We start from the raw sequence: 23,269 nt of genomic DNA, 5'->3' as shown, positions 1-23,269 counted from the left end.
CCGAGGAGGAGCCTTGACGATGGTCAAACGGGGTGCCGCAGCGGTGTTCGCGGCGGGCGCGCTGGTCGCGGTGGCGCCGCCGCCCGCGTGGGCCGAACCGGGCCCGGACCAGTTGTACGTGGCCCCCTGGGGCGAGGACGCGGGTCCGGGCACCGCCGGGAAGCCCTTCGCGACCCTCCAGCGGGCGCAGCGGGCCGTGCGCGAACGGACCTCCCACATGAAGGCCGACCTGGTGGTCAACCTGCGCGCGGGCACCTACACCCTGGACGCGCCGCTGCGGATGACGGAGGAGGCGGGCGACTCCGGAAGCGGCGGGCACCGCGTGATCTACCAGGCCGCCGGCTACGGCACCGGACACCAGGAGCCCGTGGCCGTCAGCGGCGGACGGAAGATCACGGACTGGCGGCCGGACCCGGGCCTCAAGGGCGTCTGGCGCGCCGAGGTGGGCTCGCTCGACACCCGGCAGCTCTATGTGGACGGACGGCGCGCCACCCGCACCGCCATCAGAAAACGCCTTCCCGGTGATTTCAAGGCGACCAGGACCGGTTATGAGACCGACAGCACCGTCCCGCAGACGTGGAAATCACCCCGGGACATAGAGGTCCTCTACGAATACGGCTACGCCGAGGGCCGCTGCGGCATAGCAGGCATCACCGGTGACGCGAAACACTCCACGATCACCATGGACGAGCCCTGCTGGTCGCTGGCCAAGGAGCTGTACGGGGCCGAAGCAATGGCGGAGGTATCCGGAGTCGAGAACTCGCCGACCTTCCTGCGCGAGCCCGGCGGCTGGTATCTCGACCGCTCCCGTCCGGGACACCACGCGCTGTTGTACATGCCGCGCGAAAACCAGGACATGCGGCGCGCCGACGTGGTCGCACCCGTCCTGGAATCCCTGGTGAACGGCGCCGGAAGCCCGGGACGCCCATTGCACGACATCGGTTTCCGGGGCCTGACCTTCGCCCACGCCACCTGGCTCGCCCCCAGCGAACCCGCCGGGTTCGCGTCGGCCTGGAGCATGTACATGCGTCCGGACGGCCTGCGCACGGTCCCCGGCAACCTCGCGTTCCACACCGCCGAGCGGATCAGGTTCGAGGGCAACCGCTTCGTGCACCTGGGCGGGCAGGCCCTGGAGATCTCCGACAACAGCTCGCACAACGTCGTGGACGGCAACGTGATCACCGACGTGTCCGACGGCGGCGTGCTGCTGGGCGTCGTCCCGCCCGCCGAAAAGGGCGTGAACCGGGGCAACCGAATCACCAACAACTGGATCCACCACATCGGCGTGGACTACCGCGCCTCGTCCGGCATCTGGGACACCGCGACCTCCGAGACCACGCTCGCCCACAACCAGGTCGACCACGTCCCCTACAGCGGCATCCTCTCGGGCCCGAGCGACGACCTGCGCGGGATCATGCACCGCAACCGGATACTGAACAACCGGATCTTCCAGACCAACCTCGCACTACCGGACGGCGGCGGCATCTATTTGCGCGGCGAACAGGGCACCTCGTTCGCGGACGGCGCCGTCATCAGCGGAAACGCCGTCAACGACAGCAAGCACCCCGAATGGAACGTCGGAATCTACACCGACGACAGCACCAATTATGTCACCGTGAGCCGCAACGCCACCTTCGACTACGCGGCGGCGATCGGCGGATGCAGCGAGGTATGGGGCGACCGCCCAGTCCAGAACGTCCGCTATGTAGGCAATTTCTGGGACGACGCCGTCCCCTCCTGGGTCGCCCGGCGCACCTTCCCCGGAGCCTGGCCCACCGCCGAACAGGAATGCGGCGACCCCAACGACCTCACCTTCACCGACAACACCCTCCTGAACCCCAAGAACCCGGCCCAGGCTTGCGCGGCGAACACCGCCTGCACCGCCATCCTCAACAACGCGGGCCCCCTCCCGCCCTACCGCCGCACGATGAACTTTCGCTAACTCGTTGAGGCCGCCCGTCCAATAGGGCACGCTGCTAGGACCGATTTCAGGAGGTCTGATGCCGCGCGGATTACTTGTGCTCACCGCAATAATGATCACACTGGTCTCCGGGTGCTCCAACAGCCCCGGCCCCATCGTCGGCAAATGGCGCGACGAGGGCGATGAGGGCGACCAGATAACGGCCGAGTTCCGCGACGACGGCACCATGTCCGCTCAGGGCGGGAGCCTAGGCTGCATTGGAACCTTCAAAGCGGAGAAACAGCAGCGAACCTACCGGGCCATCCTCGACTGCGGGACAAGCAGGGGCGCCAGTACCTGCATCGTATCCTCAGACGGAAAACATTTGACGGTCACCACCCCCGACGGCAGAAGGGGCGACTACACCCGCGTCCCCGACTAAGCCCAACGCGATAAAGGCCCCATTTCGCCCATAAGAGAGCGGCCCGCACGAAGCAGGGCGGGGCGGCGGCGAGGCAAGATGCCGGTCATCAAGCCTGCGGCGCCGCCCCGTCTCTGCCCGCTTCCAAGACGCGGAGGCACGACCAAGGAGAGAAGTACAGTGCCGCCCGCCCGGAGGCGACGATGCCCGGGCGGGCGGCGGGTCCGGGCCGATGCGGCCAGGTCCACGGCGATCGCTGTGCCGGACGTCCAGCCGCACATGGACGGCCGCTGCCGCGCCCTCCAACGGCCGCCGCGCCGACGCGGTACAGCCCTTCCCCAAGGACGCGCGGGCCAGGACAGCGTGGGGCACCCTGCCACCGGGGCCGGCGCATCGCGGGCAAGGTGCCCGGCCGCGCTTGCCCGGTTGAAGGCTCACGACCTCCCGCGCGCCGAGGCGGCCCGGACACAGTCCGGACTCCTCCACGACGGCGTGCCGGCCGACCGGCGGACGCGGTGCGCTCAGATCCGGCGGCCCGACATCCGGCGACCGACCACCCTGGTCGCCGGTGCCGCCGCAGTGCTCGCAGGCGGAAGCGTCCCAGTCCTGCATCAGACCAGCCCGGCCCCATTGCACGGAAGGCACTTCACCCAGGAGCGCTCCACGCGGGCCGTGTCCTCGTCCTTGCCGTTGTCGGCACAGTGCCCGCCCTCGCCCTGGCAGGCGCCGCACTCGCGGAGACGGCGGTCCCTGTCCTTGGCCACGGGCCCATCCTCGGCCCGCCGTTCCGGCGCGACCACGGCCCCGTGGTGACGTACCGCTACCCGCCTAACTGAACATTCTGATCCGCTTGTGGACCTTCGCCAGGCCGAGCGTGCTTCCCTGGTCGGTCGCCGGCATGTCCCAGCTCGCGGCGATCGTTCGGTCCTCGGGGTTCAGGTAGACGAGCCGCCCGCCCTTGCTCGGCACGTCGAAGGTTTCGATGCCCTCGCGCGGGTGGCCCGGCTCGATCAGCGAGTCGAACTCCGGGACTGCTCCGGTCCACGCCGTCGTCGCGGTGTTCCCGTCGCCGGTGGCGATGGTCCGGCCCGCGCCGCGCCACTGGAGGCCGCCGCCCGCTCCACCTGCCGTGGTGTCCGGCTTGTCGACCGCCTCCACTTTGAGGGAGATGACGGCGTACAGGCCGTTCTCGGCCTTGCCGCTCTGCTTGGCGCCGGGGGTGTAGAGCACGGCGAGCGGGGTGACGCGAATCCTCCCGCCCTTGGAACCGCTCACCTGGGCTGCCTCACCCCAGGTGAGCCGCTGGGTCGTCGGCATCGCGCTGGGCGCGGGCGCCGCCGACTGCTTCTCGGTGTCCGGCTCGTCCTCGCCGCCGCAGCCGGTGACGGTGAGGGCGACGGTGACAGTGACGGTGACGGCGACAAGCACCGCGAGCTTGGGCATGAGGGTCCTCTCACAGGGCGTCGCGGCGGGGGACGGATGTGGGACGTACCGTCGCCGCCACCGGACGCGCTGAGGGGCACACCTGTCACGATCCGGCCACACGAGCGCACCATGATCGTGCGTGCCCGGTGCGTCGGAAGGGTCGAGAACAGGGCCGATCGTGTCACATGCCGACCCAACGATTCCCATGAACTCGCAGGTCGGGGTGGGAGTCAGCCTTTGACGAGGGTCGCCAGGAGTTCCACGTGCTGGGTCATGGGGAAGGCGTCGAAGGCTCGGAGGGTCTCCAGGGTCCAGCCTTTCTCGCCGAAGTAGGAGAGGTCGCGGGCCAGGGTCGCGGGGTCGCAGGAGACGTAGGCGATCTTGCGGCCGGCCAGGCGGGCGATGTGGTCGACGACCTCGCGGCCCGCGCCGGTGCGGGGCGGGTCGAGGACGACCAGGTCGGCGCGGCGGACGTGGGTGCCGCCCTGGTGGCCGGTGCCGCCGCGCTTGTTCTGGGTGCGGGACGAGGAGTCGGCGCGGCCGAACTCCAGGTCGGCGACGACCTCCTCGACCGGGCCGCGCTCGATGGAGACGTTCGGCAGGTCGCGCAGGTTGAAGCGGGCGTCGCGGACGGCCTGGCCGTCGGACTCGACGCCGACGACCAGGCCGTCGGGGCCGATGCGGTCGGCGAGGACGCCCGCGAACAGGCCCACGCCGCAGTACAGGTCGAGGGCGATGTCGCCCGGCTTGGGCTCCAGGGCGGCGACGACGGCGTCGGCGAGCAGTTGGGCCGCGCCGGGGTGGACCTGCCAGAAGCCGCTGCCGCTGACCTGGAAGAGGCGGCCGGAGACGGATTCACGGACGTAGGGCAGGTTCGCGCCGGGTTCGGGCTTGCCCCGGACGAGGCGGACCGGCACGTCCAGCCGGGGGACGCGGATCTTGCGGCGGTCGCGGCCGCGCAGGACGACGAGGCGGTCGCCGGTCGTCGCCGAGACGATGCCCTCCACGCCGGACGCGCCGGGCCAGCGCTTGCGCTCGATGCCCATCAGCTCGACGCCGGGGTGGGCGATCAGGCACTCGTCCACGGGCTCGATGTCGTGGGAGCGGTGCCGGCGCAGGCCGACGGCGCCGCCGGAGACCGCGAACTGGACGCGGGTGCGCCAGCCCAGGCCGGGCGGCGGGACGATCTCGGAGTCGACGGGGTAGGGGACCTCCTCGACGACGACCGTGCGGGTGATCCCGGCGAGGCGCTGGAGCTGCTCCTCGACGACGGCGGCCTTGAGCGCGCGCTGGGCGGGCAGCGAGGCGTGCTGCCAGTCGCAGCCGCCGCAGCGTCCGGGCCCGGCGAAGGGGCAGGGCGGGACGACGCGGTCCGGGGACGCCTCGATGATCTCGACGGCGTCGGCGCGCAGGAAGTTCCGCGTGGTGTCGGTGACCCGGGCGCGGACGCGTTCGCCGGGCAGCGCGTGCCGGACGAAGACGACGCGTCCCTCGTGCCGGGCGACGCAGAATCCGCCGTTGGCGACGTTGCCGACCTCTAGTTCGAGAAGGCCCGTGTCCTGATCAGTCACGGTCCGAAACACTACCGCCACCCGGGCGTGCGTCGGCCGCCGCGCGGGGCGGGCGGCGGGACGCGCCGGGCCCCGGCGGCTCGGCGCGGCCCTTCAGGCGGTCGGAGGAGTGCAGCTGCCACGCCACGCTGGTGACCATGACGCCGGGCTGGAACAGCAGCCGCCCCTTCAGGCGCAGGGCGCTCTGGTTGTGCAGGAGCTGCTCCCACCAGTGGCCGACGACGTACTCGGGGATGAACACGGTCACGACGTCGCGGGGGCTCTTGCGGCGGACCCCCTTGACGTAGGCGAGGACGGGCCGGGTGATCTCCCGGTACGGGGAGTCGAGGATCTTCAGCGGGACGGGGATGTCGAGCGCGTCCCACTCCTGCTGGAGGCGCTGCGACTCCTCCGCGTCCACCGCGACGGTCACGGCCTCCAGCGAGGACGGACGGGTCGCCCGCGCGTAGGCCAGCGCCCGCAGCGTCGGCTTGTGGATCTTGGAGACGAGCACGATGCCGTGGTTGCGGGCGGGGAGCGTGACGTCCTCGCCGGAGGGGACGAGCTCCTCGGCGACCCGGTCGTAGTGCCGCCTGATCCCCCGCATCAGCAGGAACAGCACCGGCATCGCGATGCAGACGATGTAGGCGCCGAGCGCGAACTTGGTGATCAGCACGACGATCAGGACGATGCCGGTGAGCGTGGCGCCGAAGGCGTTGATGCCCCGGGAGGTCTTCATCCGGCGGCGCTGCGCGGCGTCGTCCTCGCCGGCCAGCAGCCGGTTCCAGTGCCGGACCATGCCGATCTGGCTGACGGTGAACGACACGAACACGCCGACGGTGTACAGCGGTATCAGGCGGCTGACGGACGCGTCGTAGGCGTAGATCAGCAGTCCGGCCATGGCGGCGAGGATCAGGATGCCGTTGCTGAAGGCGAGCCGGTCGCCGCGCGTGTGGAGCTGGCGGGGCAGGTAGCGGTTCTGCGCGAGCACCGACCCGAGGACGGGGAAGCCGTTGAAGGCGGTGTTGGCGGCCAGGAACAGGATCAGCGCGGTCATCGCGGTGACGAGCGCGAAGCCGGGGCTGAAGTTGCTGAACACCGTGTGCGCCACCTGCGCGATCACCGGGTCGGCGTCGGCGACCGCCTTGCCGGTGGCGGGGTCGATCATGTGGACGTCCGCGTCGGGGTCGGCGAACTTGGCGTCGGTGATGAACGCGAACGCCGTCACGCCGCCGAACATCGTCATCGCGACGACGCCGAGCATCAGCAGTGTCGTGGCGGCGTTGTCGCCCTTGGGCTTCTTGAACGCGGGCACGCCGTTGCTGATCGCCTCGACGCCGGTCAGCGCGGCGCAGCCGGAGGAGAACGCCCGCAGCAGCAGGAACACCAGCGCGAATCCGGCGAGGTCGGTCTCGTTCCCCTTGATGTCGTAGTTCGCGGTCTCGGCCTGCAGGTCGGTGCCGAGGGCCAGCCGGAACAGGCCCCACAGCAGCATGCTGCCGATCGCGAACATGAAGAGGTAGGTGGGGACCGCGAAGGCGACGCCCGCCTCCTTCAGCCCGCGCAGGTTCGCGATCGTGATGAGCACGACCATGACGATCGCGACGGCGACCTCGTGCGGCTGCATGAACTTCAGCAGCGCTCCGAGGTTCTCGACGCCGGAGGACACCGACACCGCGACCGTCATCACGTAGTCGACGAGCAGGGCGCTCGCGACGACCACGCCCCAGTTGTCGCCGAGGTTGGTGGTGGCGACCTCGAAGTCGCCGCCGCCGCTCTGGTAGGCCCGGACGTTCTGCCGGTACGAGGCGACCACGGTGAGCAGGATCACCACCACGGCCGCGGCCACCCAGGGGGTGTAGTGGTACATGGCGAGGCCGCCCGCGCCGAGCGCGAGCAGGATCTCCTGCGGCGCGTACGCCACCGACGACAGGGCGTCACTGGCGAACACGGGCAGCGCGATACGCTTGGGCAGGAGCTGCTCGTGCTGCTGGGAGCTGCTCAGGGCGCGGCCCAGGAGCACCCGCTTCACAAGGTCCGGAACCTTAGACACGAACGAGACTCTAGCCCGTCGTGGCGATCACTCCGGGTGGGCCCGCCTCCCGCGCGCGGCCCGGGGGCGGAACGCTCCGGCGAACCCGCGAAAGCCCAGGCGGGTAGCCCTCTCCTGGGCGGATGTGTAGGTTTGCAGCCCGGCAGGGATCATTCACTGTGAAGCGATCCTCGGGTGCGCACGGCGTCGGCAGCCCACGACGAATGCCGTGCACGGCGCGGGGGCTCCAGGGGGACCGTCCTCCTGGACGAATCGAAGGAACGGCCGTGCATATCGTGATCATGGGGTGCGGGCGCGTCGGGTCGACGCTCGCCCACATCCTGGAGGACAAGGGCCATTCGGTGGCCATCATCGACCAGAGCCCCGAGGCCTTCCGCCGGCTGCGCAGCGGCTTCCGGGGGCGCCGCATCACCGGGTTCGGCTTCGACCGCGATGTGATCGCCGAGGCGGGGATCGAGCAGGCGTCCGCGTTCGTCGCCGTGAGCAGCGGCGACAACTCCAACATCATCTCCGCGCGGGTGGCGCGCGAGACGTTCGGCGTCGACAACGTCGTCGCCCGGATCTACGACCCGCGCCGCGCCGAGGTGTACCAGCGGCTCGGGATCCCCACGGTCGCGACCGTCCGGTGGACCGCCGACCAGATCCTGCGGCGGCTGCTGCCCGAGGGCGCCGAGCCGCTGTGGCGCGACCCGACCGGCGCCGTGGTGCTCGCCGAGCTCGACACCGGGCACCTGTGGGTGGGCGAGAAGGTGTCCGCGCTGGAGGAGCACGCGGGCACGCGGGTGGCGTTCCTGTCCCGGATGGGCGAGGCGCTCGTCCCCGAGCGGGACTCGGTCATCCAGGACGGCGACATCGTGCACATCATGGCCCGCGCCGACGATCTGGAGCGGGTGAACGCCGCCGTAGCGGCGCGGAGCGGGGAGGACGCCTGATGCGGGTCGCGATCGCGGGGGCGGGCGCGGTGGGCCGCTCCATCGCGCAGGAGCTGCTGGAGAACGGGCACGAGGTGCTCCTGATCGACAAGAGCCCGAAGGCCATCAAGGTGGAGATGGTGCCGCGCGCCGAGTGGCTGCTGGCCGACGCGTGCGAGATCTCCGCGCTGGACGACGCGGCGCTGGAGCGCTGCCAGGTCGTGGTCGCCTCCTCCGGCGACGACAAGGTCAACCTGGTCGTGTCGCTGCTGGCCAAGACCGAGTACGGGGTCCCGAGGGTCGTCGCGCGGATCAACCACCCGAAGAACGAGTGGCTGTTCAACGAGTCGTGGGGCGTGGACGTGGCCGTGTCCACGCCGCGGCTGCTGTCGGCGCTCGTGGAGGAGGCCGTCAGCGTCGGCGACCTCGTCCGGCTGATGACGTTCCGGCAGGGCGAGGCGAACCTGGTGGAGCTGACGCTGCCCGAGGACGCGCCGCTCGGCGGCGAGCGGGTCGGGTCGGTGGCCTGGCCGCGCGACACGGCGCTGGTGGCGATCCTGCGGGAGGGGCGCGTGCTCGTCCCGTCCGCCGACGACACCCTCGAACCCGGCGACGAGCTGATGTTCGTCGCCAGCCAGGACGTCGAGGACGAACTGGCCGAACTCCTCGGAGCGCGCTGAGGCTTCAAGACGCGGGCCGACATGTAAGGCGCCACGGGACGGTCCGTGGCGCCTTTCTCGTAGGTCAGGAGTCGCGCGGGTTGAGGACGGGGTCCTCGTCGCGTTCGATGGGGGTGCGGCCTCTGGCGAGGAGCCACAGCATCGCGGCGAGGGCCGCCACCTGGAGCGGCCAGCCCATGACGATCTTGGCGGCGCCCAGCAGGCCGCTCTGGTCGCCGTCGGCCAGGTAGATCGGGTACTGGACGGCGACGCGCACCGCGCAGGGCAGCACGAGCAGCCACGTGAGCCGCATGCACAGCTTGAGGATGCCCGGGTCGGACCGCCACGCCGTGGGGTCGCCGGTGACCGAGCCGATGATGAAGCCGACGACCGGCCAGCGCACCGCGATCGAGAAGATCATGGCGACCGCGTAGCCGGCGTTGAGCAGGATGCCGGGCAGGAACGCGTCCTCGGCCTTGCCCGAGCGCAGCGCGAAGAACGCCGCGATCCCGATGCCGACGAGGCTGTTCAGGACGAACTGGGGGTTGGAGCGCTGCGCGATCCGGACCAGCAGCAGCACCACCGCCGCGCCCACGCCGGCGGCGACGGCGGTCTTGATCTCGTCGGTGCCGACGTAGGTGCCGGTGAAGGCGAGCGTCGGGACGGCCGCCTCGACCATCCCCCGGACCCCGCCGAGCGCCTTGGCGAGCTGCGCCCGCACCGCCGCCTCGACGGTGTCGTGGGCCGCCTCGGCCTCAGGCCCGGGCTCCGGCTCGGACGGCGCGCTCGGGTCGGGCGTGCTCGGTGTGCTCGGCGTGCTCGGGGCGGTCGCCGCCGCTTCGCCCACGTCTTCGCTCACGTCGCTCTCCCGGCCGGCCGGTGTCACGAGCCGCCGCGCAGCTCGTATCGCGGATTGAACATGACCTTGCGCCCGTCCTGGAGGCTGACCAGGCCCTCGGCGCGGAGCCGGCGGCCCGGGTCGATGCCGGCGATCTTGCGGCGGCCGAGCCAGACCAGGTTGATCACGTCGGTGCCGTCGTAGAGCTCGGCCTCCAGGGCGGGGGCGCCGCCCCGCGGACGGAGCGTCACCGTACGCAGCGTACCGGCCACGCAGTGCCGCTTGCGCTCGGCGCAGTCGGTGATGGGGGTCGCGCCCTCGTCGTCGGTGGTCTTCTGGAGCTCCTCGGCCTCGAGTTCGGCCTTGCTGGACGCCATGCGCCGCAGGAAGCGCCGCAGGCCACCGCCCTTGCCGCGCTCGGGCGCGGAGGAGCCGGGGTCCCGTGGGGCTCCGGCCGAAACCTCGTCCATGTTCGAAGCGTATGGCATCGCGGGGACGAACCACCACAGCCCACCCGAACCCCTCCGTGACTGTTGGAATGAAGCGTTCCGTTCTGCTATTATCGGAACAGAACATTCCGCTCCTAACGGAAGGCGACCACCGTGACCGCAGCGATCGAGACCCCGATCGACACCCCCGCGGCGTCCGCGCCGCACCCGCGGCGCTGGCTCGGCCTGTCGGCGATCCTCGCCGCGACGCTGCTGAACCTGCTCGACTCCACCGTGGTCAACGTGGCCGCGCCCGCGATCCGCGCCGACCTCGGCGGGTCGCTCGCGGCGCTCCAGTGGATGGCCGCCGGCTACACCCTGGCCCTCGCGGTGGCGCTGCTCACCGGCGGGCGGCTCGGCGACATGTTCGGCCGCCGCCCGGTGCTGCTCGCGGGCGCCACCGGGTTCCTGGTCGCCTCGGCGGCGTGCGCGTTCGCCTGGTCGCCGGCGACCCTGATCGGCTTCCGGGTGGTGCAGGGCCTGTTCGCGGCCGTGATGATCCCGCAGTGCTTCGGGCTGATCCGCGACCTGTTCGGCGCGCGGGACATGGGCAAGGCGTTCGCCCTGTTCGGCCCCGTGATCGGGCTCGCGACGATCCTCGGCCCGGTGGTCGCGGGCGTGCTCGTGGACGCCGACCTGTTCGGCACCGGCTGGCGCGCGATCTTCCTGATGAACCTGCCGGTCGGCGCGTACGCGCTGGTCGTCGGCGCCCGCGTGCTGCCCGCCCCGGCGGGCACCGACCGCTCCGGCGGCATGGACGTGACCGGGATGCTGCTCGGCGGCGCCGGGATGAGCATGCTCGTCTACCCGCTCGTCCAGGGCCGGGAGCTCGGCTGGCCCGCGTGGTCGCTGGCGCTGCTGGCCGGGTCGGTGCCGGTGCTCGCGCTGTTCGCCGTCCACCAGCGGCGGCGGGGCGCGGCGGGGCGGGCGCCGCTGCTGCGGCTGAGCGTGTTCGCGAACCGCTCCTACAGCTCCGGGGTCCTGTTCGTGGTCGTGTTCTTCGGGCTGATCGCCGGGTTCTCGCTGGCCGCCGGGATGTTCCTCCAGCTCGGCCTCGGCTACACCCCGCTGCACGCGAGCCTCGCGATGGCGTCCTGGGCGGTCGGCGCGTTCGTCGGGTCGGCGTTCGGCAGCATGGCGATGAACAGCCTCGGACGGCACGTCCTGCACATCGGGCTGACGCTGATGGCCGCCGGGCTGGCCGCGCTGTACGCGGTGTTCGAGGTCGCGGGAACGGGCCTCGGGGCCTGGCACCTGGCCGCGCCGCTGCTGCTGTTCGGCGCCGGGATGGGCATGATCTTCGTGCCGCTGTTCGACATCATCGTGGCGGGCATCGCCGACCACGAGGTCGGCTCGGCCTCGGCGGCGCTGGAGTCGGTCCAGCAGCTCGGCGCCTCGCTCGGCATCGCGGTCCTCGGCACGGTGTTCTTCGGGACGATGGACTCCGGCACGGGCGGCCACGAGCAGGCGGCGCTGGAGGCGGCGAAGCTCGTCGCGGGGCTGACGCTCGGCCTCACCGCGGTGGCGTTCCTGGTCGCGTTCCTCCTCCCCCGCAAGGCCCGCGGCGCCTGACCGAGAGCGGATCCGGCGTCCGGCTTGCCAAAATCGCCCTCCGTAGGTATTTCACTACGGAGGGTTTTGGTATGCGACGAGCGGCGGGACGGGACATTGCGCGAGTTCGGGGAGCGGGTCACCGGAACGGCCCTGCTCCTGCTGGTGATGACGGGTACCGGATGCTCGCCGGGCACGCCTCCGGAGGCCGGACGGCCGGAGCGCACACCGCCGCCGCGGCCCGCCCGTCCGGCCGCGCGGCGGGCGCCGCCGATCCTCATCACACCCGCCGACGGCTCCCGGGACGTCCCGCCCGACGGGCGCGTGGCCGTCCTCGCCCGGCGCGGCACGCTCGGCCGGGTGGCCGTCCGCGCCGGATCCGAGCCGGTGGCCGGGCGCCTGTCGCGCGACCGCCGGTCCTGGCGGTCACGCTGGACGCTGCCTCCGGGCACGGCCGTGACCGTCGTCGCCGCCGGGAAGGACGAGCGCGGCGCCCGCACCTCCGCCGCGTCCACGTTCGCGACGCTCCGCCCGTCCGGGACCTTCCGGGTGAGCGATGTCACCCCGCGTCACGGGGAGGTCGTCGGGGTGGGCATGCCGGTGATCGTCACCTTCGACCGCCCCGTGGCGCGCCGCGCGGCCGTCGAGCGGTCGCTGGAGCTGCGGGCGTCGCGGCGGGTCGTCGGCGCCTGGCGCTGGACGTCGCCGCGGCAGGTCGTGTTCCGGCCCCGGCGGCTGTGGCCCGCGCGGCAGCGCGTGACGCTCCTCGCCCACACCGCCGGGGTGCGGTCGGCGCCGGGCGTGTACGGGGCGTCCGGCGACGTCACCGCGTTCCGCGTCGGCCCCGCGCGGGTCAGCACGGTCGACACGCGGCGGCACCGCATGACCGTCCGGGTGGACGGGCGTCCCGTCCGGACCGTCGGGATCAGCGCGGGCAAGGGCGGACGCCGTGCCTACACCACCACCAGCGGCGTCCACCTGACGATGGGCAAGGGCGACCCCGTCGTGATGTCGTCGGCGTGGATGGGCGTGACCGACCGGGCGGACCCGCGCTACTACGAGCTGAAGGTGCGGCACGCCGTGCGGATCTCCAGCAGCGGCGAGTACGTCCACTCCGCGCCGTGGTCGGCGGAGTCGCAGGGACGCGCGAACGTCAGCCACGGCTGCGTCAACGCCCCGCCGGACTTCGCGCGCTGGTTCTACGGCGGCTCGCTGCGCGGCGACGTCGTCACCGTCACCGGCACCGACCGCGCCCTGGAGTGGGACAACGGCTGGGGCTACTGGCAGCTCCCCTGGTCGCGGTGGAAGGCGGGCGGCGCGCTGGGCCCCCTCGTGGTCAGCCGGTGATGGGGACGGCGGCGCCGGAGACCCGCACGCGCGGATCGTCCGCCCGCAGCTCCACGGTCAGCACGCCGGGGCGGCCCATGTCGTCGCCCTGGTGCAGGGTGAGCGTCGCCGCGTCCTCGACCTCGCCGCGTTCGCGCAGGTAGGCGCCGAACGCGGCGGCCGCAGCGCCGGTCGCCGGGTCCTCCACCACGCCGCCGACCGGGAACGGGTCGCGGACGTGGAACACCCGCTCCGACTCGCGCCACACGAGCTGCACGGTGGTCAGGTCGCGGGCGGTCATGAACGCGGCCAGCCGGTCGAAGTCGTAGTCGAGGTCGGCCAGCCGCGCCCGGGTGGCGGCGGCGAGGACGAGGTGCCGCGCCCCGGCGAACGCGAAGCGCGGCGGGAGCGCGGGGTCCAGGTCGGCGGCGTCCCAGCGCAGCGCGGCGAGCGCCTCGGCGACCTCGTCGGCGCCGGCGTCCTGGACGGACGGCTCGACGCTGGTGAGCGTGGCGCGCGGCGTCCCGTCCTCGGCCGGGGCGACCTCGACCGGCACGACGCCGACGGGGGTGGCGAACGTCAGCGCGCCGGGCCCGTGCCGCTCGGCGAGCGCGACGGCGGCCGCGACCGTCGCGTGCCCGCAGAACGAGACCTCGGCCTTCGGGCTGAAGTAGCGGACGGTGAACGCCCGCCCCGACTCGCCCAGCCCCTCCGGGGGGCCGGTGAGGAAGGCGGTCTCGGAGTAGCCGACGTCGGCGGCGATGGCGAGCATGTCCGCCTCGTCCAGGCCGGACGCGTCGAGGACGATGCCCGCCGGGTTGCCCCCGCCCGGGTCGGTGGTGAACGCCGTGTACCGCAGGACCGTGGCCGGTGATTCCGTCATGTCCGCAAGCAACGCGGGGACGCCCCCGCTTACTCCCGCCGCGCTCCCGGTCATGCCCGCCGGAGGCGGGACCGCGCGAGCGAGGTGAAGTAGCCGAGTTCGGCGACGTGCAGCAGGCGCGCCGCGCCGAGGTAGAGCGCTCCCCCGCCGAGCCCGCCGACGGCGACCGCCAGCACGCTCGGGAGGCGGTCGCCGTGCATGTGCCCGAACCCCCACACGACCGCCGCCGCGAACGCCATCGCGGGCAGCGCGGCGACGTGCAGCCGGACGAGGGTCCGCGCGATGCGGCGCCCGTCCAGCCCGCCGAGCCGCCTGCGCAGGACGAGCGCCGACCAGACCGCCCCGACCAGGTAGAACAGGCCGTAGGCGACCGGCAGCCACAGCACGACCTGGCGCGCCGGGACGAACCTGAGCAGCGCGAACGCCGTCACCGCCTGCGCGACCCCGGCCGGGACCGCGATCAGGCTCGGCGTCCGCGTGTCGCCGAGGGCGTAGAAGACGCGCATCAGCAGCTGGTGCAGCGTGAACGGGACGACCATCACCGCCAGCACGGTCAGGACCGCGCCGATGCGGCGCGCCCCGTCCGGCGTCATGCTGCCGTAGGCGAACAGCGCGACCGATCCCGGGACGGCGAACACCAGCATCCCGAGCGACAGCGGGACGAGCAGCGCGCACGCGAGCCGCAGCCCCCGGGAGAAGTCGTCGCGGAGCAGGTCGCGGCGCCCCCCGGCGACGTGCGCGCTCATCCGGGGCAGCAGCGCGGTGATCACCGACACGGCGATGACCGCGTACGGGAGCTGGAACACCACGAGCGCGAACTGGTAGGCGGCGAGCCCGCTGCCCGCGACGGCGTGGCCCGCGTCCAGGGCGGCGCGGCGCCCGGCGCGGGTCGCGACGTTCGCGGTGACGAGCACCCCCGCCTGCGCGACGGCGACGTACAGCAGCATCCACACCGCCGTCCGCAGCGCCTCGCCGAACCCGGATCCGCGCAGGTCGAAGCGGGGCCGCCAGCGGAACCCGGCGGCGCGCAGCGTCCAGGCGAGCAGGAGGCTCTGCGCCATCGTCCCGGCCGCCGAGCCGAGGCCGAGCAGCGTGAGCTGCGCGTCGGTGACGGTCTGCGTCGTCCGGCCGGGCCCGGCGATCCACAGGAACGCCAGCCCGGCCGCCATCGTGATGAGGTTGTTGACGACCGGCGTCCACATCGGCGCGCCGAACCGCTGCCGGACGTTCAGGAGCGTGCCCGACAGCCCGCTGACGCCGATGAAGAAGATCTGGAGCAGCAGCAGGCGGGTGAGCAGCACGGTCACCTCGCGCTGCCGCCCCTCGTACCCGCCCGCGTACACCGAGATCAGCCGGTCGGCGGCGAGCACCGCCACGGCCGTCAGCACCGCGAGCCCGGCGAGCGCGACGCCCACCAGGCGCCGCTCGGTGGCCGCTCCCCCGTCGGCGTCCCGCATCCGCCGCTTCACCAGGAACGGGACGAACACGCTGGTCAGGAGCCCGCCGAGGAGCAGCTGGTACACGGTGAAGGGGATCATCTCGGCGGCCTGGTAGGCGTCGCCGAGCAGCGCGGTGCCGAGCGCGGCGCCGATCACGACCGTCCGCAGGAACCCGGTGAAGCGGGACGCGACCGTCCCGGCCGCCATGACCGCGCCGGACCGGACGACGCCCGGCGGCTTCGGGGGCGGCTCCCCCGGCGGGTCGCCGACGTCCTCGGGGTCGCGCGCGGGGACCAGCCCGGGTTCGGGCTCGCCGGGCGGCTCGTCGCGCTCGGCGGCCTCGAAGACCTCGGGCATGATGCGGCGCTGCTCGCGCTCTCCCATCGGCACCCCCTGGTGCCGCAGTATGCCCCGCGGCCCGGGGTGCGCCCCTCGTCCGAACGGCCGACACCGGCGGCGCCGACCCGTCCGAAAGGCCGATCAGGCGGTGGCGAAGTTCACCACCGACACGGCGATCACGACCCCGGCCGCGGCCGCGTACGCCCAGGACGCGATCGCGACGACCCGCGTCCGGCGGGTCTCGGGGAGCCCGGTGAGCGCCAGCGCCCAGGCCAGCGCGGGCAGGACGAGGATCGCGTGCATGGTCACGGCGTGCGCGGGCTTCAGCGCCCCCGCCACGTGGTAGGCGAGCTGCTGGTGCCCGGTCTGCACCTCCGTCACACCGCGCGCGATCATCGCGGCGCCGGAGGCCAGCGCGAGCATCAGCGCGACGAACCCGACGCGCACCGCGAGCCGCATGCTGGGCGCGACCTCCGGGTTCTCCCGGAACGAGGCGATCGCGAGCGTGACCAGCGTCGCGATCAGGATGCCGCCGCCGACGGCCAGCAGCCGCGAGATCGTCGTGTCGAGCGGCGTCTCCATGTTGAAGTGGGACGGGACGCGCCGCCACGCCTGCGTGGTGATCAGCGCGACCTCCGCGACGCAGTCGGCGGTGAACACCCCGAGCACGATGCCGCGCGTCCGGTCCCGGAGCGGCACGTAGGAGGCGACCCACGCGATCGTGATGAGCGTCAGCCCGAACGACAGCCCGAACGTGACGGCCTTGCGCCACGACACCGGCCCCTCCCAGGGACCGCCGTCCACGGCGAAGACCCCCAGGTGGAACACCCCGGAGAGCAGCAGCAGCCCGCCGACCGCGTACGCGACGCGCTCGACGCGCCGCGCGTCCGTCCAGATGCGCAGGACCCCGGCGACGACCGTCCCCGGGGCGAGCCCGCCCCGGACCTCGCTCACGCTCATCATCAACTCCCAATGAGTGAGTACTCACCCACCCTACTCCAGTCGTCGACCGCACGGCCACCGCCCCACGAAGTGCAACTCGAAGGTTGCGCTTAACGCCCGACATGTGCAACTCTTGGGTTGCACGAGAACGAGAACAACGAGAGGGGACATCCGATGAGCGAGGACCGGATCGAGCGTGAAACCCTGATCGCGGCGTCCATGGAGCGGGTCTGGTCGCTGGTGGCCGACCCGGGGTTCTGGGCGTCCGACACGCCGGGGACGCCCGGCGCGGCCAAGGAGGGTGAGACGACGGTGGCGCACAACGCCCAGTACGGCGACTTCCCCGTGCGGGTGGAGAAGGTCCAGCCGCCGACGTACCTCGCCTACCGCTGGGCCAGCGCGTTCCCCGGCGAGGAGCCGCGCGACGGCAACAGCACGCTCGTGGAGTTCACGCTGTCGCCCGAGGGCGAGGGCACGCGGCTCCGCGTCGTCGAGAGCGGTTTCGCCGCCCTGGCCGGGTCGGAGGACCTCCGCGCCCAGGCGGTCAAGGACAACAGCGGAGGCTGGCCCGAGGTGCTGGAGAACTTCAAGGCCCGCGTCGAAAAGGCGTGACCGACGAACGTGACCGATCACTCTGACGGCGCCGGCGGGGCGCCGGTCGACGGCGTGCTCACCGCGCTGGCCGACCCGACGCGGCGCGCGATCCTCGACGCCCTCGCCGAGCACGGCGAGGCCAGCGCGACCGCGCTGGCCGGGCGGCTGCCCGTCTCGCGGCAGGCGGTGGTCAAGCACCTGGCCGTGCTGGACGCCGCCGGGCTCGTCACCGGCGCGCGGGTCGGGCGCGAGGTCCGCTACGCGGTGCGGTCCGCCGCCCTGAGCGCGACGGCGCGCTGGATGGGCGCGCTCGCCGCCGACTGGGACCGCCGCCTCGCGGCCATCAAGCGCGTCGCCGAGGAGGCGGAGCGAGAGGACCGCTGACACGGGGGCGCCGAACCCGACGGCGGAACCGCGAGCGGCCCTGGCGACGGGGGGTCGTCAGGGCCGCTCGCGGTCGTCCGCGGGACGGGGTCAGGGCATGACCGCGTTCACCGCGGGGGTGCGGAGCGCGCGGCGGGTCGCGCCGTAGGCGGTGGCGCCGGTGAGGACGGCGGCCAGCGCGACGACCGCGAGGTAGGTCCAGACGCTGCCGTCGGGGGTGGGCGAGTCCTTGCGGGCGATCCCGAACGGGACGATCGTGAAGACCGCCGCGACCGTGCCGCAGGCGACGCCGGTGACGGTCAGGATGACCGACTCCAGCGCGACGGTGCCGAGCACCTGGCGGGGCGTGGCCCCGGCGAGCCGGGTCTGGCCGAACTCGCGGCGGCGGTGCGCGGTGGCCGCGACGAGGGTGTTCACCAGCATGATGGCGGTGAACAGGACGACCATCCCGATGACGACGAGGTTGAGCGTCTCGATGCCCTTCTGGTCGGCGGTCTTGGCGACCCCGGCGGCGCGGGTCGCGGCGTTCTCGGTGGCCTGGAGGAACAGGGTGCCGACGGCGGTGGCGGTGAACAGGATGATCGGGGTGACGGCGGCGGCCATCGCGCCGGTCCGGCGGCGCATGTTGGTGACCGCGAGGTCGCCGGTCGCGCCGAGCATCCGCAGCGGCCCGGCCAGCAGGCCGGTCACCCGCCGCATGATCAGCGGGGACAGCAGCGCCAGCCCGATCGCGGCGAGGATGTCGGCCTGCCCGGAGGTCGCCATCGCGTCGCTGCCCTTGTCGCGCATGAGCGTGCAGGTGACGATCGCCTCGTCCAGCGCGAGCAGGAGGAACAGCCCGGCGAACACGAGGCGCTTGCGGCTCGGCTTCGCGGTGCCGGTGGAGGCGGCCATCAGCGACTCGGTGACCCGGACGCGGGTGGCGCGGCGGGCGGTCAGCAGCGCCGCGAGCGTGGCGGACACGAACGTGATGCCGAGGCCCATCGCGACCGCGATCGGCCCGAAGGAGTAGGAGACCTCGCCGGGGACCTGGTGGGTGTCGTGCAGCAGGCCGAGCAGGGCCCGGCCCGCGAGGACGGCCGGGGCGATCGCCAGCAGCGCGGCGACGACCGCGAGGCCCGCGGCCTCACCGACGATCATCCGGCCGAGCTGGGCGGGGGTGGCGCCGATGCTCTTCAGCAGCGCCATCTCCGCGGCCCGCTGCCGCACCGACAGGGTCAGGGTCGAGGTGACGGCGAAGACGACCAGCAGCAGCCCCCAGCCGCCGACGACGCTCGCCATCGTGGTGAGGGTGCTCTTCGCGGTGCCGGTGACGTTGTCGCCGTTGGCCGTGTCGAGCATGGACGCGAACGCCATCAGGATCGTCGCGCCGAGGAACATCGAGAGGAAGCTCGCGACGAACGCGCCGGCGCGCTTGCGCAGCGAGCGGAAGGCCAGCCCGATCATCGGTTCGCTCCCGCCATGTTCGCGCCCGCCGTGTTCGCGCCCCCCGTGTCCGCTCCCGCCGCGGCGCGCTGCCGCTCGACCTCGTCGGCGAGGTGGGTCATCCGCTCGGCGACCGCCTCGGCGGTCGGCTGCGGCTGGTGGCCGACGATGCGGCCGTCCGCGAGGAACAGCACGGAGTCGGCGTAGGACGCGGCGACCGGGTCGTGCGTCACCATCACGACCGTCTGCCCGTACACGCGGACGGCCTCCTGGAGCAGCGCGAGGACGTCGCGGGCGCTGCGGGTGTCGAGCGCGCCGGTCGGCTCGTCGCCGAACACCACGCGGGGCCGGGTGACCAGCGCCCGCGCGATCGCCACCCGCTGCTGCTGCCCGCCCGACAGCTCGGCCGGGAGGTGGTCGAGCCGCTCGCCGAGGCCGACCCGCTCCAGGATCGCCCGCGCGTGCCGCCGGTCCACCTTGCGGCCCGCGAGCTTCAGCGGCAGCGTGACGTTCTGCATGACGGTCAGCGTCGGCAGCAGGTTGAACTGCTGGAAGACGAACCCGATGCGCTGCCGCCGGAACCGCGTCAGCGCGGCCTCGTTGTCGCCGGCGAGCTCCGCGCCGTCGACGAACACCCGTCCCCCGGTGGGGCGGTCCAGACCGGCGGCGCACTGGAGCAGCGTGCTCTTGCCCGAGCCCGAGGGGCCCATCACCGCGGTGAACGACCCGGCCGGCAGCGACACCGACACCCCGTCCAGCGCCGTGACCTGGTTGCCCTCCGCGCCGTAGACCCTGCGCACCCCCTCCAGCCGGAGCGCCTCGCCGTGGGGCGCGGACGCCCCGGCCTGGTCCACCGCCTTGTTCCGCGACATCGACCTTCTCCTCTCAGCCCGGCGACTCCCGGTGAGCGCCGCTGAGAAAGAAGCTACGGACGGCCCCAGGCCCGCAGGAGGGGTCCAGCATGCCGATCGGGGTAGGCAAAACCCCACCATCGGACGGCGACGGCGTCCGGCGCCTAACGCGCGGCCTCGGCGGCCGCCGCGCATTCCGCGGGGTCGGCGGGGCCGGCGGGGTCGAGCCGCGGGGTGGCCTCGATGATGGCGTCCAGCCTGTCCCGCGCGGCCAGCAGCTCCTCGGCGGCCTCGGTCAGCCGGGCCCGCTCGCGGTGCAGGTCGGTGACCATCCCGGAGCAGGCGGGCGCCAGGACCTCGCCGTCGTCGGTCATGCACGGCAGCAGCTCGCCGATCGTCGCGGTGCCGAGCCCGGCGCCGAGCAGCAGGCGGATGCCGCGGACGGTCGCGGCGTCCTCCGGCCGGTACTCGCGGTAACCGCTGGGGCGCCGCACGGGGCGCAGCAGCCCCTGCTCCTCGTAGTAGCGCAACGAGCGCACGCTGGCGCCCGTGATCCGGGAAAGCTCTCCGATCCGCATGTGACGCCCCACCATCTCGGGTTGACTCTCACGCCGGTGTGAGGGTCCAACCTATCCGGCATGGCAGACAAGGAATCTTCTATCAGCGGCGACACCGAGGTCACCGTTCTCGGCCTGGGTCCGATGGGGACGGCGCTGGCGGCGGCCTTCCTGGACAAGGGCCGCGGCCTGACGGTGTGGAACCGCACCCCCGCCAAGGCCGACGGCCTGGTCGCGCGGGGCGCCCGACGCGCGGACACCGTCGCCGAGGCGGTGGCCGCGAGCCCCGTCACGATCGTGTGCCTCAACGACTACGCCGCCTTCCACCGGGTGCTCGACCCCGTCGGCGCCGGCGCGCTCGCGGGGCGCACGCTGGTCAACCTGAACTCGGGCACCCCGGCCGAGGCCCGCGCGGCGGCGGCGTGGGCGGACGGGCGCGGCGTCGGCTACCTCGACGGCGCGATCATGGTGCCGCCGGTGCTCGTCGGACGTCCCGAGTCCGTGCTCCTCTACAGCGGCCCGCGGGAGGTCTTCGACCGGTACGAGCCGACGCTGGCGCTCCTCGGCGACTCCCGCCTGCTCGGCGCCGACCCCGGGCTCGCGGTGCTGCTCAACACCGCGCTGCTGGGCATGATGTACGCGACCCTGAACGGGTTCCTGCACGCCGCGGCGCTGGCCGGTTCGGCGGACATGTCCGCGACCGAGTTCGCCGACCTCGCGCTCGGCTGGTTCATGCCGGTCGTGCTGTCACCGGCGAGCCTCGCCGAACAGGCGCCGAACCTGGACAAGGGCGCCTACCCCGGCGACTTCGGAACCATGACGATGAACCTGAACGCACTGGAGCACATCGCCCGCACCAGCGTCGAGCAGGGCGTCCACGCCGAACTGCCCGCTCTGATGCGGGAACTCGCCGAACGCGCGATCGCCCAGGGTCGCGGCGCCGAGAACTACTTCGCGATGTTCGAGGTCTTCAAGACCCCCGGGCGCTGAGCCCCGCCGCCACCCGCGGCACTGACGGGCGGACCGGCTCGGTGAGCCGGCCCGCCCGCGAGGGTGCCGTGATCAGACGGACCTAGCAGCGCTTCCAGGCGACGTGGTAGGTCGATTTGATGCTGCCGTCGGTGGAGTCCATGGCGATGAAGCTGACCTTGTCCGGAGCGGAGCTGCCCACGTCGGCCCGCAGCTCGCTGTTGATGTTGAGGTTGCGCGCCTCGCCGCACGGCTGCCAGACGAGCTGGTCCAGCGGGGACTGGTCGGTGAACTGCCAGTTGTTGTCGAAGGCTCCCCAGAGGTCGTGCGCGACCCTCTCGGTCCGCGGGTGCCCCTGGAAGTAGTAGCCGGCCGCCAGGGTGGCGCCCGCTCCGCCCTGCAGGTGCGCGAAACCGCGGTAGTCCACCGACGAGATGGCGTAGGTGAAGCCCTGCGGGACGTGCACCCGCAGGGAGATCAGGCAGTTCCTGCGGCCGTCGACGGGGTTCGCCGAGCCTCCCGCCTGTGCCAGATAGTCGCTGTAGGTGATGGTGAACGCGTTCCGGTCCTCCGAGAGCGCCACCGCCGTGGTGCCGACGGGGCATCCTGACCCGTTGAGCATCGCGACCTCGATGGTGACCCCGGACGGGCCGTTGGCGGGGCGCGGCGCGGCCACGGCCGGCGTCACCGCCGCCGCCGTCGCCGCGACCGCCACAGCGGAAACGACAATTCCCTTACGCATGGGACTCCCTCCTCACTGGGAGTGGACGCTGTCTTGGTTGACCGAAAATGCGGCTGCCCGGCAACCCGCTCTCCCACCAGCGCCCTTCCATAGGCGCCAACCCAAGAACTGAACGGAGAGTAACTTTCATGCCAAGTGCTGTCAATCATCAACATTTAACCGCGGCCCGCCCGAACAGAATTGACAGCCGAGCGTGCACCGTTCCAGTGGATCACCGCCAATCGAACGTGCCCGCTAGGGCCTGGTTTCGAGCTGGGTTCAGCTATTTGTTGACGGCGGCGCGCACCGAACGCGTCAGCACTGGACGGTCACGGGCGCCCCACCCCCCACAATCCCGTCGAAGGAGCCCGCGGCGGACTCGCGATAGCTGTAGAAGTAGAAGCCGACGTTGATGTTCTGTCCACAGGGCGAGTCGGCGGCGATCGTGACGGGCTGCGTCATGGTACGCGTCCCACCAGGGGGGATAGGCGTCGTGAAGTAGTTACAGGAAGTGATCTCGCCGGCGCAGGCGCCCATCGTGTATTTGGTCTTGTCGGTCGTCGTGTCGTAGGTCGGGTTGACCGTTAGATAGGTGAACGTCACATCGACGGTCTCGGGGTTCTTGAAAGTGACCGTCAAGGTCACCGTCTCACCCGGATGAGCCACCTGCTTGTCGAAACTTGACGTAATCACATCCTCGGCCATGGCGGGCTCTGCGAACACCACGCCCAACATCGTCGCGGTGACCACGGACAGCACGAACAGAATCCTTCTGACCAGCATGCCTTCTCCTTTGTGAAGCGCACCTGACAAGTGCGCACGGATCAAGACGTTAAGCGCATTCGAGCCGTTCGACAATCCATTGTCCCGACGTGGTCACGCCGACTCCCCGCACAGTTCGCGGAACCCATGCGGAGCCGCCCCGGAGCATTCTCGGGCGGGGCCGCCCGACCTCGCGTCCGGCCCGCGTCCCGGCATCGGCGGCGGGGACGCAACCCGGGGGCGGGGTTCGGGATAGAGGGGGTGTCAGCATCGTGATCACA

23 protein-coding genes are annotated in these 23,269 nt (G+C 72.4%); 9 read left to right on the top strand and 14 right to left on the bottom strand.

Going from position 1 to position 23,269, the window contains the following annotated elements; genetic code table 11:
• Window positions 1–19 precede the first annotated feature (19 nt).
• Together KLI87_RS24010 and KLI87_RS24005 are read left to right on the top strand one after the other, a co-directional pair.
• Complete coding sequence (locus KLI87_RS24010; protein WP_214618779.1) at window positions 20–1,942, top strand: right-handed parallel beta-helix repeat-containing protein; 1,923 nt, start codon at window positions 20–22, stop codon at window positions 1,940–1,942.
• 58 nt (window positions 1,943–2,000) lie between these two features.
• Window positions 2,001–2,342, top strand: a complete 342-nt coding sequence (locus tag KLI87_RS24005; RefSeq protein ID WP_156215050.1) for a hypothetical protein — start codon at window positions 2,001–2,003, stop codon at window positions 2,340–2,342.
• Between the two features lie 590 nt (window positions 2,343–2,932).
• On the opposite strand, the gene KLI87_RS24000 is transcribed toward KLI87_RS24005, so the two are convergent.
• The 4 genes from KLI87_RS24000 to KLI87_RS23985 all read right to left on the bottom strand — a co-directional run bounded on the left by KLI87_RS24000 (window position 2,933) and on the right by KLI87_RS23985 (window position 7,349).
• Entirely contained in the window at window positions 2,933–3,085 is a 153-nt protein-coding gene (locus KLI87_RS24000) for a hypothetical protein (RefSeq protein ID WP_214618778.1), read from the bottom strand.
• Window positions 3,086–3,149: 64 nt separating this feature from the next.
• Window positions 3,150–3,764 carry a hypothetical protein gene (locus tag KLI87_RS23995; RefSeq protein ID WP_214618777.1) on the bottom strand — a complete coding sequence of 205 codons (615 nt, stop codon included), beginning with the start codon at window positions 3,762–3,764 and terminating at the stop codon, window positions 3,150–3,152.
• A gap of 212 nt (window positions 3,765–3,976) precedes the next feature.
• Window positions 3,977–5,317, bottom strand: coding sequence for a class I SAM-dependent RNA methyltransferase (locus KLI87_RS23990; protein ID WP_214618776.1), 1,341 nt, complete (start codon window positions 5,315–5,317; stop codon window positions 3,977–3,979).
• Window positions 5,310–7,349, bottom strand: coding sequence for an APC family permease (locus tag KLI87_RS23985; protein WP_214618775.1), 2,040 nt, complete (start codon window positions 7,347–7,349; stop codon window positions 5,310–5,312). The genes KLI87_RS23990 and KLI87_RS23985 overlap by 8 nt, the downstream gene beginning before the upstream one ends.
• A 266-nt stretch (window positions 7,350–7,615) precedes the next feature.
• On the opposite strand from KLI87_RS23985, the gene KLI87_RS23980 reads away from it, so the two are divergent.
• Both KLI87_RS23980 and KLI87_RS23975 read left to right on the top strand, forming a co-directional pair.
• Window positions 7,616–8,281 carry a TrkA family potassium uptake protein gene (locus KLI87_RS23980; protein WP_214618774.1) on the top strand — a complete coding sequence of 222 codons (666 nt, stop codon included), beginning with the start codon at window positions 7,616–7,618 and terminating at the stop codon, window positions 8,279–8,281.
• Entirely contained in the window at window positions 8,281–8,940 is a 660-nt protein-coding gene (locus tag KLI87_RS23975; RefSeq protein WP_156215045.1) for a TrkA family potassium uptake protein, read from the top strand. Before KLI87_RS23980 ends, KLI87_RS23975 begins: the two co-directional genes overlap by 1 nt.
• Window positions 8,941–9,004: 64 nt before the next feature.
• Here KLI87_RS23975 and KLI87_RS23970 read toward each other — a convergent pair whose 3' ends face one another.
• Complete coding sequence (locus tag KLI87_RS23970) at window positions 9,005–9,778, bottom strand: DUF3159 domain-containing protein (RefSeq protein ID WP_374225472.1); 774 nt, start codon at window positions 9,776–9,778, stop codon at window positions 9,005–9,007.
• Window positions 9,779–9,801: 23 nt separating this feature from the next.
• Window positions 9,802–10,134, bottom strand: coding sequence for an OB-fold nucleic acid binding domain-containing protein (locus KLI87_RS23965; RefSeq protein WP_214619095.1), 333 nt, complete (start codon window positions 10,132–10,134; stop codon window positions 9,802–9,804).
• A gap of 225 nt (window positions 10,135–10,359) precedes the next feature.
• On the opposite strand from KLI87_RS23965, the gene KLI87_RS23960 reads away from it, so the two are divergent.
• Complete coding sequence (locus tag KLI87_RS23960) at window positions 10,360–11,817, top strand: MFS transporter (RefSeq protein WP_214618773.1); 1,458 nt, start codon at window positions 10,360–10,362, stop codon at window positions 11,815–11,817.
• A 96-nt stretch (window positions 11,818–11,913) separates the two neighbouring features.
• Window positions 11,914–13,143: an Ig-like domain-containing protein gene (locus KLI87_RS23955; RefSeq protein ID WP_214618772.1), complete on the top strand. Its 1,230-nt coding sequence runs from the start codon at window positions 11,914–11,916 to the stop codon at window positions 13,141–13,143.
• On the opposite strand, the gene KLI87_RS23950 is transcribed toward KLI87_RS23955, so the two are convergent.
• The 3 genes from KLI87_RS23950 to KLI87_RS23940 all read right to left on the bottom strand — a co-directional run bounded on the left by KLI87_RS23950 (window position 13,133) and on the right by KLI87_RS23940 (window position 16,743).
• Window positions 13,133–14,005, bottom strand: coding sequence for a PhzF family phenazine biosynthesis protein (locus KLI87_RS23950; RefSeq protein ID WP_214618771.1), 873 nt, complete (start codon window positions 14,003–14,005; stop codon window positions 13,133–13,135). The genes KLI87_RS23955 and KLI87_RS23950 overlap by 11 nt on opposite strands.
• Before the next feature lie 50 nt (window positions 14,006–14,055).
• Window positions 14,056–15,828 carry a murein biosynthesis integral membrane protein MurJ gene (gene murJ, locus KLI87_RS23945; protein WP_250904182.1) on the bottom strand — a complete coding sequence of 591 codons (1,773 nt, stop codon included), beginning with the start codon at window positions 15,826–15,828 and terminating at the stop codon, window positions 14,056–14,058.
• 96 nt (window positions 15,829–15,924) lie between these two features.
• Entirely contained in the window at window positions 15,925–16,743 is an 819-nt protein-coding gene (locus KLI87_RS23940) for a hypothetical protein (protein WP_214618770.1), read from the bottom strand.
• Between the two features lie 156 nt (window positions 16,744–16,899).
• Between KLI87_RS23940 and KLI87_RS23935 the strand changes: the two genes are divergently transcribed.
• A complete protein-coding gene (locus KLI87_RS23935) occupies window positions 16,900–17,337 on the top strand; it encodes an SRPBCC family protein (protein ID WP_156215037.1) in 438 nt (145 codons plus the stop codon).
• Window positions 17,338–17,346: 9 nt separating this feature from the next.
• Window positions 17,347–17,703, top strand: a complete 357-nt coding sequence (locus KLI87_RS23930; RefSeq protein ID WP_308166144.1) for a metalloregulator ArsR/SmtB family transcription factor — start codon at window positions 17,347–17,349, stop codon at window positions 17,701–17,703.
• A gap of 90 nt (window positions 17,704–17,793) precedes the next feature.
• Here the strand turns inward: KLI87_RS23930 and KLI87_RS23925 are convergent, their stop codons facing one another.
• The 3 genes from KLI87_RS23925 to KLI87_RS23915 form a co-directional block, all read right to left on the bottom strand.
• On the bottom strand, window positions 17,794–19,149 hold the full coding sequence (locus tag KLI87_RS23925) for an FtsX-like permease family protein (protein ID WP_156215036.1): 1,356 nt from the start codon (window positions 19,147–19,149) through the stop codon (window positions 17,794–17,796).
• The gene (locus KLI87_RS23920) at window positions 19,146–20,000 is read right to left on the bottom strand and encodes an ABC transporter ATP-binding protein (RefSeq protein ID WP_214618769.1); all 855 of its coding nucleotides are present in this window, start codon (window positions 19,998–20,000) and stop codon (window positions 19,146–19,148) included. The genes KLI87_RS23925 and KLI87_RS23920 overlap by 4 nt, the downstream gene beginning before the upstream one ends.
• A 143-nt stretch (window positions 20,001–20,143) precedes the next feature.
• The gene (locus tag KLI87_RS23915; protein WP_214618768.1) at window positions 20,144–20,557 is read right to left on the bottom strand and encodes a MerR family transcriptional regulator; all 414 of its coding nucleotides are present in this window, start codon (window positions 20,555–20,557) and stop codon (window positions 20,144–20,146) included.
• A gap of 60 nt (window positions 20,558–20,617) precedes the next feature.
• On the opposite strand from KLI87_RS23915, the gene KLI87_RS23910 reads away from it, so the two are divergent.
• On the top strand, window positions 20,618–21,526 hold the full coding sequence (locus tag KLI87_RS23910; protein WP_214618767.1) for an NAD(P)-dependent oxidoreductase: 909 nt from the start codon (window positions 20,618–20,620) through the stop codon (window positions 21,524–21,526).
• Between the two features lie 82 nt (window positions 21,527–21,608).
• Here the strand turns inward: KLI87_RS23910 and KLI87_RS23905 are convergent, their stop codons facing one another.
• Both KLI87_RS23905 and KLI87_RS23900 read right to left on the bottom strand, forming a co-directional pair.
• Entirely contained in the window at window positions 21,609–22,247 is a 639-nt protein-coding gene (locus KLI87_RS23905; RefSeq protein WP_156215030.1) for a DUF4360 domain-containing protein, read from the bottom strand.
• A 294-nt stretch (window positions 22,248–22,541) separates the two neighbouring features.
• Entirely contained in the window at window positions 22,542–23,009 is a 468-nt protein-coding gene (locus tag KLI87_RS23900; RefSeq protein ID WP_156215029.1) for a hypothetical protein, read from the bottom strand.
• Between the last annotated feature and the right edge of the window lie 260 nt (window positions 23,010–23,269).

The sequence above is a fragment of the Actinomadura sp. NEAU-AAG7 genome (genome assembly GCF_018603865.1).
Classification (GTDB): Bacteria; Actinomycetota; Actinomycetes; order Streptosporangiales; family Streptosporangiaceae; genus Spirillospora; species Spirillospora litoris.
Note: the sequence above shows the minus strand (reverse complement) of the source record. Positions and strands in the feature narration are given on the sequence as shown.